Source organism: Stenotrophomonas sp. INTA L402-1 (genome assembly GCF_059295135.1).
In genome coordinates this window covers 521,018-537,193 of record NZ_JCAFWP010000001.1, presented here as the reverse complement: position 1 = coordinate 537,193, position 16,176 = coordinate 521,018, and the positions used below count along the sequence as shown (strand labels likewise).

Genomic DNA, 16,176 nt, shown 5'->3' with positions numbered 1-16,176 from the left:
AAAGGGAGACCCCCGATGAGTTATTTCCTCGATCGCTTGCAGTTCTTCAAGCGTGACCCCCAGACCTTTGCCGATGGCCACGGATTCGCCAAGAGCGAGGGCCGCGACTGGGAAAACAGCTACCGCGCCCGCTGGCAGTACGACAAGATCGTGCGTTCCACCCACGGCGTGAACTGCACGGGTTCGTGCAGCTGGAAGATCTACGTCAAGAACGGCCTGGTCACCTGGGAAACCCAGCAGACCGACTACCCGCGTACGCGCCCGGACCTGCCCAACCATGAACCGCGTGGCTGCCCGCGTGGCGCCAGCTATTCCTGGTACCTGTACAGCGCCAACCGGCTGAAGTACCCGCTGATCCGCGGCACGCTGCTGCGCCTGTGGCGCGAGGCGCGCAAGAGCAAGGCCCCGGTCGATGCCTGGGCCAGCATCGTGGAGGACAAGGAGAAGGCGCGTTCGTACAAGACCCGCCGCGGCATGGGCGGCTTCGTGCGCCTGCAGTGGGAAGAGGCCAACGAGATCATCGCCGCCTCCAACCTGTACACGGTGAAGCAGTACGGCCCGGACCGCGTGGTCGGCTTCTCGCCGATTCCGGCGATGTCGATGGTGTCCTACGCCGCCGGCGCGCGTTACCTGTCGCTGCTGGGCGGCGCCTGCCTGTCCTTCTATGACTGGTACTGCGATCTGCCGCCGGCCTCGCCGCAGATCTGGGGCGAGCAGACCGACGTGCCCGAATCGGCCGACTGGTACAACAGCCGTTACATCATCGCCTGGGGCTCGAACGTGCCGCAGACGCGTACGCCCGATGCGCACTTCTTCACCGAGGCGCGCTACAACGGCACCAAGACGGTGGCGATCTGCCCGGACTATTCCGAGCTGGCCAAGCTGACCGATCACTGGCTGCACCCCAAGCAGGGCACCGACGCGGCACTGGCCTTTGCCTTCGGTCATGTGATCCTGCGCGAGTTCCATGTCGATTCGCCCTCGCAGTATTTCCAGGACTACTGCCGCCAGTACTCGGACATGCCGATGCTGGTGCGCCTGGAGCGTCGCGACGATGGCCGCCTGGTGGCGGGCCGCTTCCTGCGTGCCAGTGAGCTGGGCGGGCTGGGTGAAGCCAACAACCCGGACTGGAAGACCCTGGCCTACGACGAGAACAGTGGCCAGATCGTGGTGCCCAATGGCTCGATCGGTTTCCGCTGGGGTGAGAAGGGTCGCTGGAACATTGAAGAGAAGGCCAGCAACGGCGCCGACACGCGCCTGCGCCTGAGCTTGTCCGACGCCAACGACGGCATCGAGGCGGTCAGCTTCCCGTACTTCGGTGGCATCGAGTCGGAGGGCTGGACCGCTGCGCCGGCCGACGACGTGCTTGAGCGCAACATCCCGGTGCGTCGACTGGCCCTGGCCGAGGGTGGCGAGACCCTGGTGGCCACGGTCTACGACCTGCTGCTGGCCCAGTACGGCGTGGACCGTGGCTTTGGCGGCGGCAACGTGGCATCGAGCTTCGACGACATGGTGCCGGGCACCCCGGCCTGGCAGGAACGCATCACCGGCGTGTCGCGTGGTGAGGTGATCGAGATCGCCCGCGAGTTCGCGCGTACCGCCGACAAGACCCATGGCCGTTCGATGATCATCGTCGGCGCCGGCATGAACCATTGGTTCCACAACGATATGAACTACCGCGGCCTGATCAACATGCTGATCATGTGCGGTTGCGTGGGCCAGACCGGTGGCGGCTGGGCGCATTACGTGGGCCAGGAAAAGCTGCGCCCGCAGACCGGCTGGCAGCCGCTGGCCTTCGGCCTGGACTGGAGCCGGCCACCGCGCCACATGAACGGCACCTCGTTCTTCTACTTCAACACCGGGCAGTGGCGCTACGAGAAGCTGCAGGTGGATGAGCTGCTGTCGCCGCTGGCGGATGCGAGCAAGTACAGAGGCAGCCTGGCCGACCTGAACCTGCGCGCGGTGCGCATGGGCTGGCTGCCCTGTGCGCCGCAGCTGGACCGCAACCCGCTGCAGCTGGTACGCGAGGCCGAAGCGGCGGGTGTTGCCCCGGCCGACTACGCGCTGGGCAAGTTCAAGGACGGCTCGCTGGACTTCGCCTTCGCCGATCCGGACGCGCAGCAGAATCACCCGCGCATGATGTTCATCTGGCGCTCGAACCTGTTGGGTTCGTCGGGCAAGGGCCACGAGTACATGCTGCGGCACCTGCTCGGCACGCGCCATGGCCTGCAGGGCAAGGACCTGGGCGAGATGGGCGCGGTCAAGCCGGAGGAAGTGAAGTGGCGCGACGAAGCGCCGGAAGGAAAGCTCGACCTGCTGGTGACGCTCGACTTCCGCATGTGCACCACCGCGCTGTACTCGGACATCGTGCTGCCCACGGCCACCTGGTACGAGAAGGACGATCTCAACACGTCGGACATGCACCCGTTCATCCACCCGCTGTCGAAGGCGGTGGATCCTGCGTGGGAATCGCGCAGTGATTGGGAGATCTTCAAGGAAGTTGCCCGCACCGTAAGCGAGATGGCGCCCGGTGTGCTGGGCGTGGAGAAGGACCTGGTGCTGGTGCCGACCCTGCATGACACCCCCAACGAGCTGGGCATGCCGTTCGGCGTGGCCGACTGGAAGAAGGGCGAGTGCGAGGCCATTCCGGGCCAGACCATGCCCTCGATGACGGTGGTGGAGCGCGACTACCCCAACCTGTACCGCAAGTTCACCTCGCTGGGCCCGCTGCTGGACAAGCTGGGCAACGGCGGCAAGGGCATGAGCTGGGACACGAAGCACGAGGTCGAATTCCTCGGCAAGCTCAACCACACCGTGCACGACGCGGGCGTGAGCCAGGGTCGCCCGGCCATTTCGACCGCGATCGATGCGGCCGAGGTGATCCTGCACCTGGCGCCGGAGACCAATGGCCACGTCGCAGTGAAGGCTTGGGAATCGCTGGGGACCTTCACCGGCCGCGAGCACACCCACCTGGCGGTGGGCAAGGAGCACGAGGCGATCCGCTTCCGTGACATCCAGGCACAGCCGCGCAAGATCATCTCCTCGCCGATCTGGTCGGGCCTGGAAGACGACAACGTCAGCTACAACGCGGGCTATACCAACGTGCACGAGCTGATTCCGTGGCGCACGGTGACCGGTCGCCAGCAGTTCTACCAGGACCACGAGTGGATGATCGACTTCGGTGAGGCCTTCATGGGCTACCGGCCGCCGGTCAACACGCGCACGGTGGAGCCGCTGCTGAACCAGCGCCCGAACGGCAACAAGGAGATCGTGCTGAACTGGATCACCCCACATCAGAAGTGGGGTATCCACAGCACCTACAGCGACAACCTGATCATGCAGACGCTGTCACGCGGTGGCCCGATCGTGTGGATCAGCGAGGACGACGCACGCAGCGCCGGCATCGTCGACAACGACTGGATCGAGCTGTTCAACGTCAACGGTGCGATCGCCGCACGTGCGGTGGTCAGCCAGCGCGTGATGCCGGGCATGGCAATGATGTACCACGCCCAGGAACGCATCATCAACGTGCCGGGCTCGGAGATTTCCGGCACCCGTGGCGGCATCCACAACTCGGTGACCCGCATCGTGCTCAAGCCCACCCACATGATCGGCGGCTACGCGCAGCTGGCCTACGGTTTCAACTACTACGGCACCTGCGGCACCAACCGCGACGAGTTCGTGATCGTGCGCAAGATGGACAAGGTGGATTGGCTAGATGGCGAGGCCGTACCGGTCGCCGCCAAGGAGGTGGTGTGATGAAGGTCCGTGCACAGATCGCGATGGTGCTGAACCTGGACAAGTGCATCGGCTGCCATACCTGCTCGATCACCTGCAAGAACGTCTGGACCTCGCGCGAGGGCGTCGAGTACGCCTGGTTCAACAACGTGGAAACCAAGCCGGGCATCGGCTACCCGAAGGAATGGGAGAACCAGGACAAGTGGAACGGCGGCTGGGTGCGCACCCGCTCCGGCAAGCTGGTGCCGCGTGCCGGTGGCCGCTGGCGCATGCTGGCCAAGATCTTCGCCAACCCGGACCTGCCGCAGATCGACGACTACTACGAGCCGTTCGATTTCGACTACCAGAACCTGCACACCGCAAAGGACAGCCAGCACCAGCCCACCGCGCGGCCGCGCTCGCTGATCAGTGGCGAGCGCATGCAGAAGATCGAGTGGGGCCCGAACTGGGAGGAGATCCTGGGTTCGGAGTTCAGCAAGCGCTCGCGCGACTACAACTTCGACCAGGTGCAGAAGGAGATCTACGGCGCCTTCGAGAAGACCTTCATGATGTACCTGCCGCGCCTGTGCGAGCACTGCCTGAACCCGGCGTGCGTGTCGGCGTGCCCGTCGGGCGCGATCTACAAGCGCGAGGAAGATGGCATCGTGCTGATCGACCAGGACAAGTGCCGCGGCTGGCGCATGTGCGTGTCGGCCTGCCCGTACAAGAAGATCTACTACAACTGGAAGAGCGGCAAGTCGGAGAAGTGCATCTTCTGCTACCCGCGCATCGAGATGGGTGAGCCGACCGTGTGTTCGGAAACCTGCGTGGGCCGCATCCGCTACCTGGGCGTGATGCTGTACGACGCCGACCGCATCGCTGAGGCCGCCTCGGTGGCCGCCGAGAAGGACCTGTACCAGGCCCACCTGGATATCTTCCTGGACCCGAATGACCCGGCGGTGATCGCCGCCGCGCGCGCCGAGGGCATCCCGGACAGCTGGCTGGACGCGGCCAAGCAGTCGCCGGTGTACAAGCTGGCGATCGACTGGAAGCTGGCGCTGCCACTGCACCCGGAATACCGCACGCTGCCGATGGTCTGGTACGTACCGCCGCTGTCGCCGATCCAGTCCGCCGCCGAGCGTGGCCGCGTGGGCATGAGCGGCGAGCTGCCGGACGTGGCTTCGCTGCGTATTCCGATGCGCTACCTGGCCAACCTGCTGACGGCGGGTGACGAAGCGCCGGTGGTACGCGCACTGGAGCGTCTGATGGCGATGCGTGCCTGGCGCCGGGCCAAGAACGTGGATGGCGTGGAAGACACCGCGGTGCTGGAACAGACCGGGCTGAGCATCGCCCAGGTGGAAGAGATGTACCGCTACCTGGCCATTGCCAACTACGAGGACCGTTTCGTGATTCCGACCGGCCACCGCGAGTATGCCAACGATGCCTTCGGAGAGCGCGGCGGCTGCGGCTTCACCTTCGGCAACGGCTGCAACGGTGACAGCCCGGCCGACCTGTTCGGCCAGCGCAAGAGCACCACCTTCGTGGTGGACAAGGGCCCGAACCACCGCCGCAAGGAGGTGGTGTGATGAGCGTGCTCAAGTTGATTGGGGTGCTGCTGGATTACCCCCGCGAAGAACTGTGGCAGCACGGCGAGGAACTGCTCGCCGCCTGCGACGACCCGGCGCTGGGCGCCGCCCGCCGCCAGCAGCTGCGCATCTTCGTGCAGCAGCTGCTGGCTACCGATGCGCTGGATGCGCAGGCGGCGTGGCTGGCCAGTTTCGACCGCGGCCGCTCGATGAGCCTGCTGCTGTTCGAACACATCCATGGCGAGTCGCGCGACCGCGGCCAGGCCATGGTCGATCTGGTCGAGACCTACCGCCGCAACGGCTTCGAACTGGATGCGCGCGAGCTGCCGGACTACCTGCCGCTGCTGCTGGAGTTCCTGGCCCATCGCCCTGGCAGCGAGGCCCGCGAGTGGCTGCACCACATCGGCCATATCGCCGGGATGCTGGCGGCGCGTGCCGCCGAGCGTGAGCTGCCGCACCGGGTGCTGTTCGAGATCCTGGTCGAAGCCGGCGACGGCAAGGCCGATCTGCAGGCGCTGCGCCAGCGTGCCAGCGAGGAAGTCCGCGACGATACCGCCGAGGCCATGGACCGCTTGTGGGAGGAGGAGGCGGTGCGCTTCGGCGCCGAAGCCCCTGCCGAGGACTGCAAGCCGCCCGTGCGTTCGCCGGCCCGTCCTTCGCATCGAGAGGTCCAGCCATGAGTTACTCCCTGCATCAATTCGCCTTCCAGTACTACCCGTACATCGCCGTGGCGGTGCTGCTGATCGGCAGCTGGGCGCGCTACGACAAGGCCATGTACACCTGGCGCACCGGCTCCAGCCAGATGCTGTCAGACAAGGGCATGCGGATCGGCAGCAACTGCTTCCACATCGGCATCCTGGCCATCCTCGGTGGCCATCTGGTCGGTCTGCTGACCCCGCACGCGGTGTACGAGCACTTCATCACGTCGTCGCAGAAGCAGATGCTGGCGATGGTGGTTGGTGGTGTGTTCGGCGCACTGTGCTTCATCGGCATCAGCATCCTACTGGTTCGCCGCCTGTTCAATGCGCGCGTGCGTGCCACTGACAGCTTTGGCGACACCCTGGTGCTGGTGCTGCTGTTCGCCCAGCTGTGCCTGGGTCTGTACAGCATCCGCGTCTCGTCCGGCCACCTGGACGGTGGGGTGATGGTGCAGCTGGCCGAGTGGGCGCAGCACATCGTGACCTTCCGCGCCGGTGCCGCCGACTATATCGAGGGCGTCAGCTGGGTCTACAAGATGCACATTTTCCTGGGCCTGACCCTGTTCCTGATCGCGCCGTTCACCCGCCTGGTGCACGTGTGGAGCATTCCTGTCAGCTACCTGTGGCGGCCCTACCAGGTAGTACGCCGCCGCCAGGCCACGCTGCGCTACGGTCCGCGGGAGTAAGCCATGGGCAGCCTGCCGAAATTCCTGCCGATCACCGTGATCGACTCCAATGCCCCGGTTCCGGCCGAGGCCCATTCGCACCATCACGACGCGGCGGAGCAGGGACCGCGCTCGCTCGGGCAGCCGGCACCGTGCCGGTTGTTCGTGGACGAGACCGCGATCAGCGAGGCCGATATCGCCCGCGAGATGCAGCACCACCGGGCGATGCGCCCGGAACAGTCACGTGCCGAGGCGGCACGTGCACTGGTGGTGCGCGAGCTGCTGCGCCTGGAAGCGCAGCGGCTGGGCCTGCAGGCACCGGAGGGCAACCGGGTCAGCGACGAGGAAGTGCTGATCCAGCAACTGCTGGAAGACGCGATCGAAGACCGCGTGCCGACCGATGAGGACTGCCGCCGCTACTTCGAGCAGAACCCGGAGCGCTTCCGCTCGCCAGACCGCGTGCGCCTGCACCATATCCTGCTGGCTGCGCCGGCCGACGACGTGGCCGGTCGCTTCGCCGCACGCACCGAAGGCGAGCGGCTGGTCGGACTGCTGAAGGAATCGCCGCACCTGTTCGCCGATTTCGCCCTGCGCCATTCGCGCTGCCCGTCCAGCAGCGAGGGCGGCGACCTGGGCTGGCTGCAGCGCGGGCAGACCACGCCGGAGTTCGACCGCCAGGTGTTCCGCCTGCGCGAGGGCCTGGCGGGATTCCCGGTGGAATCGCGCTGGGGCTACCACGTGGTCTGCGTCGATGCCCGCGAGGAAGGCCAGCCACAGCCGTTCGAGACGGTGCTGCCGCAGCTGCGTGATTACCTGGAACTGCAGGTGCGCCAGCGCGAGGTGCAGGCCTACCTGCTGCAGCTGCAGGAACGCTACCCGGTGCGCGGGCTGGATGAGATCGAAGCCGAAGCGGATATCGGCTGAACCCCATTGAACGAGGAGACCCCATGAACCAGGCCCTTGCCCCCGCCAGTGTGGGGCAGCAGCAACGTGCGCTGTGGCTGAGCACGTTTGCCTTCACCGTGTGCTTCGCGGTGTGGATGATCTTTTCAATCATCGGCATCCAGATCAGCCAACAGCTCGGTTTGAACGACACCCAGTTCGGCCTGCTGATCGCCACGCCGGTGCTGACCGGTTCGGTCAGCCGCGTCTTCCTCGGCATCTGGTCCGATCAGTTCGGTGGCCGCAAGGTGATGGTACTGGTGATGTTGTGTGGCGCCGTGGCCACCTGGATGCTGACCTATGCGCAGACCTACACCCAGTTCCTGATCGCCGCGCTGTGCGTGGGCATCGCCGGCGGCAACTTCTCGGTGGGGGTGGCCTACGTGTCGAAGTGGTTCCCGGCCAGCAAGCAGGGCACTGCGCTGGGTATCTTCGGTGCCGGCAACATCGGCTCGGCAGTGACCAAACTGCTGGCACCGCTGGTGATGGTGGCCGCCGGTTGGACCATGGTCGCCAAGGTCTGGGCGGTCGCGCTGGCCGTCACGGCGGTGCTGTTCTTCCTCTTCAGCAAGGAAGATCCGTCACTGGAGCAGCGCCGCCGCGAAGGCGTGAAGCCGGTGCCGTTCGCCGAGCAGATGGCGCCGCTGAAGAACCTGCAGGTCTGGCGGTTCTCGCTGTACTACTTCTTCGTGTTCGGCGGTTTCGTGGCGCTGGCGTTGTGGCTGCCGCACTACCTGGTGGGCGCCTATGGCATGGACGTAGGCCACGCCGGCATGCTGGCGGCGTGCTATTCGATCCCGGCCAGCCTGTTCCGCGTGGTCGGTGGCTGGATGTCGGACCGGATGGGGGCGCGCCGGGTGATGTACTGGACCTTCGGCGTGTCGGCCATCTGCACCTTCCTGCTGGCCTACCCGGATACCGAGTACGTGGTGAAGGGCATCCATGGCCCGATCCACTTCCATCTGGCGATCGGCGTGGTGATGTTTACCGTGCTGGTGTTCGTGCTGGGCTTCTTCATGTCGCTGGGCAAGGCCGCGGTCTACAAGCACATTCCGGTGTACTACCCGCAGCACGTGGGTGCGGTGGGCGGTGTGGTCGGCATGATCGGCGGCCTGGGTGGCTTCATCCTGCCGATCGTGTTTGGCGCACTGAACGATGCCGTGGGCATCTGGAGCAGCTGTTTCATGCTGCTGTTCGTGCTGGTGGCGACTGCACTGGCGTGGATGCACTTTGCTATTCGCCGCATGGAGCGCCGTCACTTCCCGCAGATCGACCGCGAGACCGACCTGCCCGAAGCCATCGATGCGGCCGCCGCCGAGCGGGTGCGCGGTAGGTGAACGGGGTTGCCGGCCAGCGGCCGGCACTACCGGGTAGCGGGCGAAAGGGTAGTGCCGGCCGCTGGCCGGCATGAACCGACCGATGCGCCACGCTTGATTTCAATCAGGGCCACGCGAAGAGGAACGCCCGAAGATGTGTGCCATGAGCTTCCACGTCGATGAGAGTGAGGACACTGCGCTGCAGGCGGCATTGCTGCGGCAGCCCCGGCATGTGCTGTTCCCGGCGGCTGACCAGTTCAGCACCGGGTTTGGCGAAAGCGGCTGGCGTGCCGCCGTGCGTGCCAGCAACGAGCACCTGATCCCGCGTGGCTTGACGCTCGGCTTCCAGGCCGGTCGTGGCGGGCGCGATGTGCCGCCACAGGCGTATCTGGACACCTTGCTGCTGGCCCTGCAGCTGCAGGCCGATGCCCTGGCCGAGGACCGCGAAGTCGTGGCGATGGTGCTGCAGCTGGGCTTGGCCGAGACCTTGCCGCCATCCCAGCTGGGCCAGCTGCTGGATGCGGTGCCGCAGCACCTGCGCACGGTGGCGCGCCCGCAGGTGGAGGTGCGGCTGGACGCCGGCAGCGCGCTGTCACCGGCGCAGCTGCGCGCGGTGGGTTGCACCCGCCTGAACGTGATCGACCGTGCCGATGCGCCGGGGCCGACCCTGCTGGCACAGGCGCGGCAGGTCGGCTTCACCGCGCGCTACTACCAGCTGCGCGTGCCCGCCTGTGAGGACACCGGTTTCATCGAACGTCTGCATGAGGTGCTGGCCGAAGCACCCGAGCGCATCCTGTTGCCAGCGCCGTGCGCATTGCCCCGGGATCCCTCGGCGGCCCACTGGCTGCAGGCCTGGCGCCTGCTGCGCGCGGCCGGTTACGAACCGATCGGCGGTGACCACTACCAGCGCGGCGACCTGCCCAACCCGCATGGCCCGGGCGATGGCCAGCGCCATTGCGACCTGGCGGGTGTGCCACGGCGTGACCGCAGTGATTTCATCGGGCTTGGCCTGTCCGCCTGCAGCCAGATCGGCGAAGTGTTCTACCGGCTGGAGGACGAGCTGGGCGAATGGCGGGCGCGATTGCAGTCCGGTCACATGGGCGTGGCCGCGGGACTGATCCTGTCCGAGGACGAGCGGATGGCGGCCGAGGTGGCACAGAGCATCGCCTGCGACCATGCCCTGGATGCCGCGGCCTTCGAGTGGCGTAATGATGAACCGTTCGAAGAATGCTTCACCGAACAGCTGCCGGCGCTGTCGCCGTTGCTGGCGCGCGGCTGGGCGCAGTGGGATGCACGCGTGCTGCGGCTGGCCGAAGAAGGGCGGTTGCTGTGGCGTATGATGGCCTCATGCTTCCGGCCGGCGGCCGCCATCGCTTGAGTCCTGCCCCGATGTCTTCAACTCCGCCTTCCCAGGGTCGCCTCGGCCGGTCCACGCCGAACCCCGCCGCCGCCGATGATGGCGACGCGCTGCACTTCTGCAGTACCTGTGCATTTTCCGATGCCTGCATGTCGCAGGGTTATGACAAGACCGCGCTGGGCGATCTGCACGTCCTGGTCGACCACGTCGGTCCGTTCCATGCGGGTGACTACATCTTCCGCGCTGGCGAATCGTTCGATTCGATCGCCGCGGTACGCGCCGGCATGGTCAAGACCTTCGTCGATGACAGCCAGGGCAACGAGCAGGTGCTGGGCTTCAGCCTGCCGGGCGAAGTGATCGGCCTCAATGCGATCCACGGTTCGCGCTTCCCCTGCAATGCGGTGGCGCTGGACACCGTGCACCTGTGCCGCATCTCGTTCCCCAAGCTGAGCCTGCTGGCCACACGCATGCCGGGGCTGCAGGCCAAGCTGTTCAGCCTGCTCAGTGCGGAGATCGGCAAGGTCGCCACGCTGGCCGCGAATCACCGTACCGAAGAGCGCATGGCCGCGTTCCTGCTCGACATGTCCGAGCGTTACGCGCGGCGCGGTTTTTCCGCCACGCGCTTCAACCTGACGATGGCGCGTACCGAGATCGCCAACTACCTGCGGATGGCGCCGGAAACCGCCAGCCGCGTGCTGCGCCGCCTGAGCGATGATGGGATCATCGCGGTGAAGCAGCGCGAGATCCTGCTGCTGCAGCCCGAGCGCCTGGCGGCGCTGGCGGTGGCCGACGAATCCGATCCGAACTGAACCTGGCCGGGAGCCGACGATGAAACGCGCTGGACTGTTGTTGCTGGGACTGCTGGCCACGCTGCCGGCCTGGGCCGCCGAGCTGACGGTGTCGGCGGCATCGAGCCTGACCGAGAGCTTCCGTGAACTCGGCACCGCCTATGAGAAGGCACACCCGGGAACCAAGGTCGATTTCAACTTCGCCGCGTCCGGCGTACTGCTGCAGCAGATCAGCCGTGGCGCGCCGGTGGATGTGTTCGCGTCGGCCGATGAAACCACGATGGATCAGGCCCAACAGCAGGATCTGCTGGCCGCAGGTACCCGCGAGGTGTTCGCGGTGAACGCGCTGTGGGTGGTGGTGCCGCCGCAGGCCAAGGCCGCGCCGCGTACCTTGAAGGACCTGGCCGGTGCCGGTGTGCAGCGCATCGCACTGGGCAACCCGGACAGCGTGCCGGTCGGCCGCTATGCCAAGGGCGCGCTGGAAGCAGCGGGCCTGTGGCCGTCGGTGCAGGGAAAGACCATCACCACGCAGAACGTGCGCCAGTCGCTGGATTACGTGGCGCGCGGTGAAGTGGACGCCGGCTTCGTCTATGCCACCGATGCGCAGGCAATGCCCGACCGCGTGCGCCGCGCTTTCGCGGTGCCTGTGGCGGGGCGCATTGCCTATCCGCTGGCGGTGACCAAGGCCAGTACGCAACCGGCTGAAGCCAAGCGCTTCACCGCCTTCGTGCGTTCGGCACAGGGCCAGGCGATCCTGGCCAGGCACGGGTTCGGCAAGCCCTGAGGCATGGATCTCGACTGGAGCGCACTGGGGTTGTCGCTGAAGGTGGCCGGTTGGGCCACCGCGATCAATCTGGTGCTGGGCGTGGCACTGGGCGCGCTGCTGGCGCGTCGGCGCTTTCCCGGCCGTGAGCTGCTGGATTCGCTGCTGACCCTGCCAATGGTGTTGCCGCCGACGGTGCTGGGCTATTACCTGCTGGTGCTGATCGGCCGTAACGGACCGATCGGTGCGTGGTTGCAGTCGTGGTTCGGCATCAACCTGGTGTTTACCTGGCAGGCGGCGGTGATCGCTGCGGCGGTGGCCTCGCTGCCGCTGGTGTTCAAGCCGGCACGCGCCGCGTTCGAGGAAGTGGACGGACAGCTGGAGCAGGCGGCACGCACGCTCGGTGTGTCCGAAGCGGCGGTGTTCTTCCGCATCACGCTGCCGCTGGCCTGGCGTGGCATCCTCGCCGGCCTGCTGCTGGCGTTTGCACGTGCGATGGGCGAGTTCGGCGCCACTTTGATGGTGGCTGGCAGCATTCCGGGCCGCACGCAGACATTGTCGATCGCCATCTACGAAGCGGTGCAGGCCGGTCAGGACGGCAAGGCCAATGCGCTGGTGATCCTGACCTCGGTGGTGTGCATCGTGATCCTGCTGCTGGCCGCACGGCTGGTGGGCGGGCGTCGCCGGGAGCTGCGCGATGTGGCTTGATCTGCAGGTGCAGCGCCGACTGCAGGCGGCCGGCCAGAGTTTCGTGCTGGACGTAGCTTTGCAGTGCACGCAGCGGCAGGTGGTGCTGTTCGGGCCCTCGGGGGCTGGCAAGAGCCTGACGCTGAAGGCGGTGGCCGGGCTACTGCGGCCGGGCCAGGGCCACGTGCGCCTGCAGGGGCAGACCTTGTTTGACGCGGCGGCCGGCGTGGACCTGCCGCCGCAGCGCCGCCGGCTGGGCTACGTGTTCCAGGATTACGCGCTGTTCCCGCACCTGAGCGTGCGCCAGAACGTGGCGTTCGGTCTGCAGAAGGGCTGGTTGAATCCGCGGGCTGGCCAGCGCTTCGATGCGGTGGAGCAGTGGCTGCACGCATTCCGCATCGACACGGTCGGTGATCTTCTACCGTCGCAGGTCTCCGGTGGCCAGCGCCAGCGCACTGCACTGGCACGCGCCCTGGTGACGCAGCCGCAGGCGCTGCTGCTGGATGAGCCGTTCTCCGCGCTGGATCATGATCTGCGCCAGCACCTGCGCCAGGAGCTTGAGACCGTGCTGGACAAGACTGGTATTCCGTTGCTGTTGATCAGCCACGACCCGCAGGATGTAGCCATGTTCGGCCAGCAGGTAGCACGCGTGGTGGATGGTCGCATCGTCGGCAGTTGACCCGCGATGGACGCACTGGCGATGAATGGCTACATCTGATGGTAGTGCCGGCCGCTGGCCGGCAACCATGGAATCCGGAGCAGCCGGCCAGCGGCCGGCTCTACCGGTTCAGGGGTTCCGCGACGCTCAGGCGATGAATGGTTGCATCTGATGGTAGTGCCGGTCGCTGGCCGGCAACCATGGAATCCGGAGCAGCCGGCCAGCGGCCGGCTCTACCGGTTCAGGGGTTTCGCGACGCACGGGCGATGGTTGACTACAGCTGATGGTAGTGCCGGCCGCTGGCCGGCAACCATGGAATCCGGAGTAGCCGGCCAGCGGCCGGCTCTACCAGTCCAGCGTTCGCGCAATCCAGTGGAATGGATCAATACAACTCGCAGTGCGTGCGGCCTTCGCCCCGCAGCGCGTCCCAGTGCCCTTCGCCACTGATCGCATCGATGGCCTCGCGCACCGCGCTTTCCAGGTGGCTCTTGTTGCCGCACAGGTATAGATGCCCGCCGCGGGCCAGCACATCGCGCACTTCGTCGGCGCGCTGCTGCAGCACATGCTGCACATAGACTTTCTCGGCGCCGTCGCGCGAGAACGCGGTATGCAGGCCGGCCAGCACACCGCGCGCGTGCCAGTCCTGCAGCTGTTCGCGGTACAGGTAATCGTGCTGGCTGTGCTTCTCGCCGAACACCAGGTGCACCTCGCGTTCGCAGGCGTTGGCCTGCAGTTCCTGCATCAGGCCCATCAACGGTGCGATGCCGGTGCCGGTGCCGACCAGCAGCAGCGGTGCATCGCCCGCGTCGGGCAGACGGAAGCCGGGATTGGAACGGCAGTACACCCGAGCGGTATCGCCGCCGTGCAGCAGACTGCCGGTGGCAGTGCCGAAGCGCTCGCGACCGCGCAGGGCGTAGCGCACTTCGCGCACGCACAGGCTCAGCTGGTCGTGGTACGGGTGCGAGGCGATCGAATAGGAACGCGGCAGGCGTGGTGACAGCAGCTCGCGAAGGCGGGCCAGCGGGATGCTGTCCGGGGTGGCGTGGTCCTGCAGTATGTCCAGCAGGTCCAGGCCGTGCAGGTAGGCTTCCAGCTCGCGCTTCTGGCTGACCTTCAACAGGCTCTTTAGAACGTCGCTGCCACCGAGCTTGGCCAGTTCGCGCAACACGCCCTTGCTCAGCAGGCGCAGCTCCCGATCATGCAGCGCAGCCACAGCGACGGTGTCGCCGTACCAGGTGGCCAATGCCTGCAGCAGGGCAGGGTCGTTCTCGGGTACCACGTGCAGGGTGTCGCCGGCGCGGTAGGCCATGCCACTGCCGGCAATGTCCAGTTGCAGGTGCCAGGCAGCCGGGTCGCTGCTGTTCAAGCGGCGGCGTTCGAGAATGGGGGCGGCAAAGGCATTGTCTTCGCCATAGGCAGTGACCTGCAGGTGCAGGTCCTGGCCAGCGTTCGCGTCGCCATCCAGCACCTGGCCCAGCACCGGCTGCCATTGCTGGAAGAACTGCTCGTAGCCCAGGTCGGCATCGACGCGATGCAGCAATGGCTGCGCCTGGCGCTCGCTCAGCGCCGCATCCAGTGCCTTGGTGAAGCCGCAGAAGCTGGGGTAGCCGGTGTCGCCGAGGCCGAACACTGCATAGCGCAGGCCGCTCAGTGTCGGAGTCTGGCGCAGGGTTTCAAAGAACTGTTCGCCGTTGGCCGGCGGTTCGCCGTCACCGAAGGAACTGGAGATCGCCAGCAGCACATCGCCGTGGCCGAGGCTGGCCACGTCGATATCGTTGAACGGAAGCACCTGCGGCGCGTGCGGCTGCAGGTCCGCGCCCAGGCGCTGGGCCAGGGCGCGGGCATTGCCCGACTCGGACGCGAAGCCCACCAGCAGGCGGCTGAAGGGCGTACTGGTCGGGAGGGCGTTCACGCGGCCTCGTAGAAGTCGTCGAACTTTTCCTTGCTGAACTCGACCAGGTCGTAGTTCTGCATCAGGTCGTTCACCACGCGGCGGATGCTGATGTACGAGGTGATGTTGCCGTCGGCGTCGAACAGCGGCTGCACGGTGGTGTCCACCACGTAGAGCACGCCACCCTTGCCAAGGTTGGGCACGATGCCGGTCCAGGTCTTGCCGGCCTTGATGGTGTCCCACATGTCCTTGTAGACCGCCTTGGGCACATCAGGATGGCGCACGATGCTGTGCGGCTGGCCGATCAGCTCCTCGCGCGCGAACCCGGTGAGCGTGCAGAACAGGTCGTTGGCGTAGGTGATGTTGCCCTGCAGGTCGGTGGTCGAGATCACCATGACGTTCTGCATGGCATTCAGCAGCTGGGCGTTGTCGGGGGTGTAGCTCATCGCAGGTCCTTTGGATGCCGGTGACGCCGGCGTATTGGGTTCCTGCATAGAGATACGCCCGCACGGCGGCGGGCGGATTGACATTGATCAAGCGGGTGGCTGGATCGGCTGCGACCGGGTGTCGCAGGGTGCGTTCACTGCTGCAGGGGAAAGCCGATCGTCTCGTGGCAATGCCGCATCAGGTGGCGGCCTCCCTCATTGATGTGCAAGGTGTCCGCGTCACCGAAGAACCGCAGCAGCGCTCCCCCGGTCGTACTGCCTGCATGCGCGGAGCGCCTGGCTGCCGATGGCAGAAACGGATCAGCTCGCGGATCGTGTCCGCCAGGCAGATCCGCACGTGCAACGGCGCCTTCGATCATCAGCTGGGCACATGCGCCTGCCAGATAGGCGTCTGGTTCGCGCTGCCCGCCGCGCGGAGGCTGTCCTGCCAATGCGGTGGCGATATGCTGGAACTCATGGGCGGTGGTGGCGATCACGCGCCTGCGCAGCGAGTCGGTGTCGGGGCCGGAGGGAAACCAGAAGCTGACCATCTGACCCGGCGGCTCTGGTCCCGGCAGCTGTCGCCAGATGCCGCCTCCGTCACTTACGATCGTCAACTGATAGCGCATAGGCGTCCGTTCCTGCCCATTGGCCTGGAGCGGCAGTCCAGCGGATCGTGCGGC

At 66.4% G+C, this 16,176-nt stretch carries 14 protein-coding genes; 11 read left to right on the top strand and 3 right to left on the bottom strand.

The window, feature by feature from the left end:
• Positions 1 to 15: 15 nt before the first annotated feature.
• The 11 genes from AC5O77_RS02400 to AC5O77_RS02350 all read left to right on the top strand — a co-directional run bounded on the left by AC5O77_RS02400 (position 16) and on the right by AC5O77_RS02350 (position 13,198).
• Positions 16 to 3,759 carry a nitrate reductase subunit alpha gene (locus tag AC5O77_RS02400; protein WP_494506406.1) on the top strand — a complete coding sequence of 1,248 codons (3,744 nt, stop codon included), beginning with the start codon at positions 16 to 18 and terminating at the stop codon, positions 3,757 to 3,759.
• The gene (gene narH, locus AC5O77_RS02395; protein WP_478058321.1) at positions 3,759 to 5,303 is read left to right on the top strand and encodes a nitrate reductase subunit beta; all 1,545 of its coding nucleotides are present in this window, start codon (positions 3,759 to 3,761) and stop codon (positions 5,301 to 5,303) included. The genes AC5O77_RS02400 and narH overlap by 1 nt, the downstream gene beginning before the upstream one ends.
• Positions 5,303 to 5,983: a nitrate reductase molybdenum cofactor assembly chaperone gene (narJ, locus tag AC5O77_RS02390; protein WP_049423010.1), complete on the top strand. Its 681-nt coding sequence runs from the start codon at positions 5,303 to 5,305 to the stop codon at positions 5,981 to 5,983. Before narH ends, narJ begins: the two co-directional genes overlap by 1 nt.
• A complete protein-coding gene (gene narI / locus AC5O77_RS02385) occupies positions 5,980 to 6,687 on the top strand; it encodes a respiratory nitrate reductase subunit gamma (RefSeq protein ID WP_494506405.1) in 708 nt (235 codons plus the stop codon). Before narJ ends, narI begins: the two co-directional genes overlap by 4 nt.
• A 3-nt stretch (positions 6,688 to 6,690) precedes the next feature.
• A complete protein-coding gene (locus AC5O77_RS02380; protein WP_494506404.1) occupies positions 6,691 to 7,590 on the top strand; it encodes a peptidylprolyl isomerase in 900 nt (299 codons plus the stop codon).
• Positions 7,591 to 7,613: 23 nt separating this feature from the next.
• A complete protein-coding gene (locus AC5O77_RS02375) occupies positions 7,614 to 8,945 on the top strand; it encodes an MFS transporter (RefSeq protein WP_494506403.1) in 1,332 nt (443 codons plus the stop codon).
• Between the two features lie 142 nt (positions 8,946 to 9,087).
• Positions 9,088 to 10,302, top strand: a complete 1,215-nt coding sequence (locus tag AC5O77_RS02370) for a coproporphyrinogen III oxidase (RefSeq protein ID WP_478058318.1) — start codon at positions 9,088 to 9,090, stop codon at positions 10,300 to 10,302.
• Positions 10,303 to 10,313: 11 nt separating this feature from the next.
• Entirely contained in the window at positions 10,314 to 11,090 is a 777-nt protein-coding gene (locus AC5O77_RS02365; protein ID WP_478058317.1) for a helix-turn-helix domain-containing protein, read from the top strand.
• Positions 11,091 to 11,109: 19 nt separating this feature from the next.
• Positions 11,110 to 11,853, top strand: a complete 744-nt coding sequence (gene modA / locus AC5O77_RS02360; RefSeq protein ID WP_049423005.1) for a molybdate ABC transporter substrate-binding protein — start codon at positions 11,110 to 11,112, stop codon at positions 11,851 to 11,853.
• Positions 11,854 to 11,856: 3 nt separating this feature from the next.
• Entirely contained in the window at positions 11,857 to 12,540 is a 684-nt protein-coding gene (gene modB, locus AC5O77_RS02355; protein ID WP_006371078.1) for a molybdate ABC transporter permease subunit, read from the top strand.
• Positions 12,530 to 13,198, top strand: coding sequence for an ATP-binding cassette domain-containing protein (locus AC5O77_RS02350; RefSeq protein ID WP_478058316.1), 669 nt, complete (start codon positions 12,530 to 12,532; stop codon positions 13,196 to 13,198). The genes modB and AC5O77_RS02350 overlap by 11 nt, the downstream gene beginning before the upstream one ends.
• Positions 13,199 to 13,559: 361 nt before the next feature.
• Here AC5O77_RS02350 and AC5O77_RS02345 read toward each other — a convergent pair whose 3' ends face one another.
• From AC5O77_RS02345 to AC5O77_RS02335, 3 genes are all read right to left on the bottom strand, one after another.
• Positions 13,560 to 15,089: a diflavin oxidoreductase gene (locus AC5O77_RS02345; protein WP_478058315.1), complete on the bottom strand. Its 1,530-nt coding sequence runs from the start codon at positions 15,087 to 15,089 to the stop codon at positions 13,560 to 13,562.
• On the bottom strand, positions 15,086 to 15,514 hold the full coding sequence (locus tag AC5O77_RS02340) for a PAS domain-containing protein (protein WP_005409905.1): 429 nt from the start codon (positions 15,512 to 15,514) through the stop codon (positions 15,086 to 15,088). Before AC5O77_RS02340 ends, AC5O77_RS02345 begins: the two co-directional genes overlap by 4 nt.
• A 134-nt stretch (positions 15,515 to 15,648) precedes the next feature.
• Positions 15,649 to 16,122 carry a hypothetical protein gene (locus tag AC5O77_RS02335; protein ID WP_494506402.1) on the bottom strand — a complete coding sequence of 158 codons (474 nt, stop codon included), beginning with the start codon at positions 16,120 to 16,122 and terminating at the stop codon, positions 15,649 to 15,651.
• Between the last annotated feature and the right edge of the window lie 54 nt (positions 16,123 to 16,176).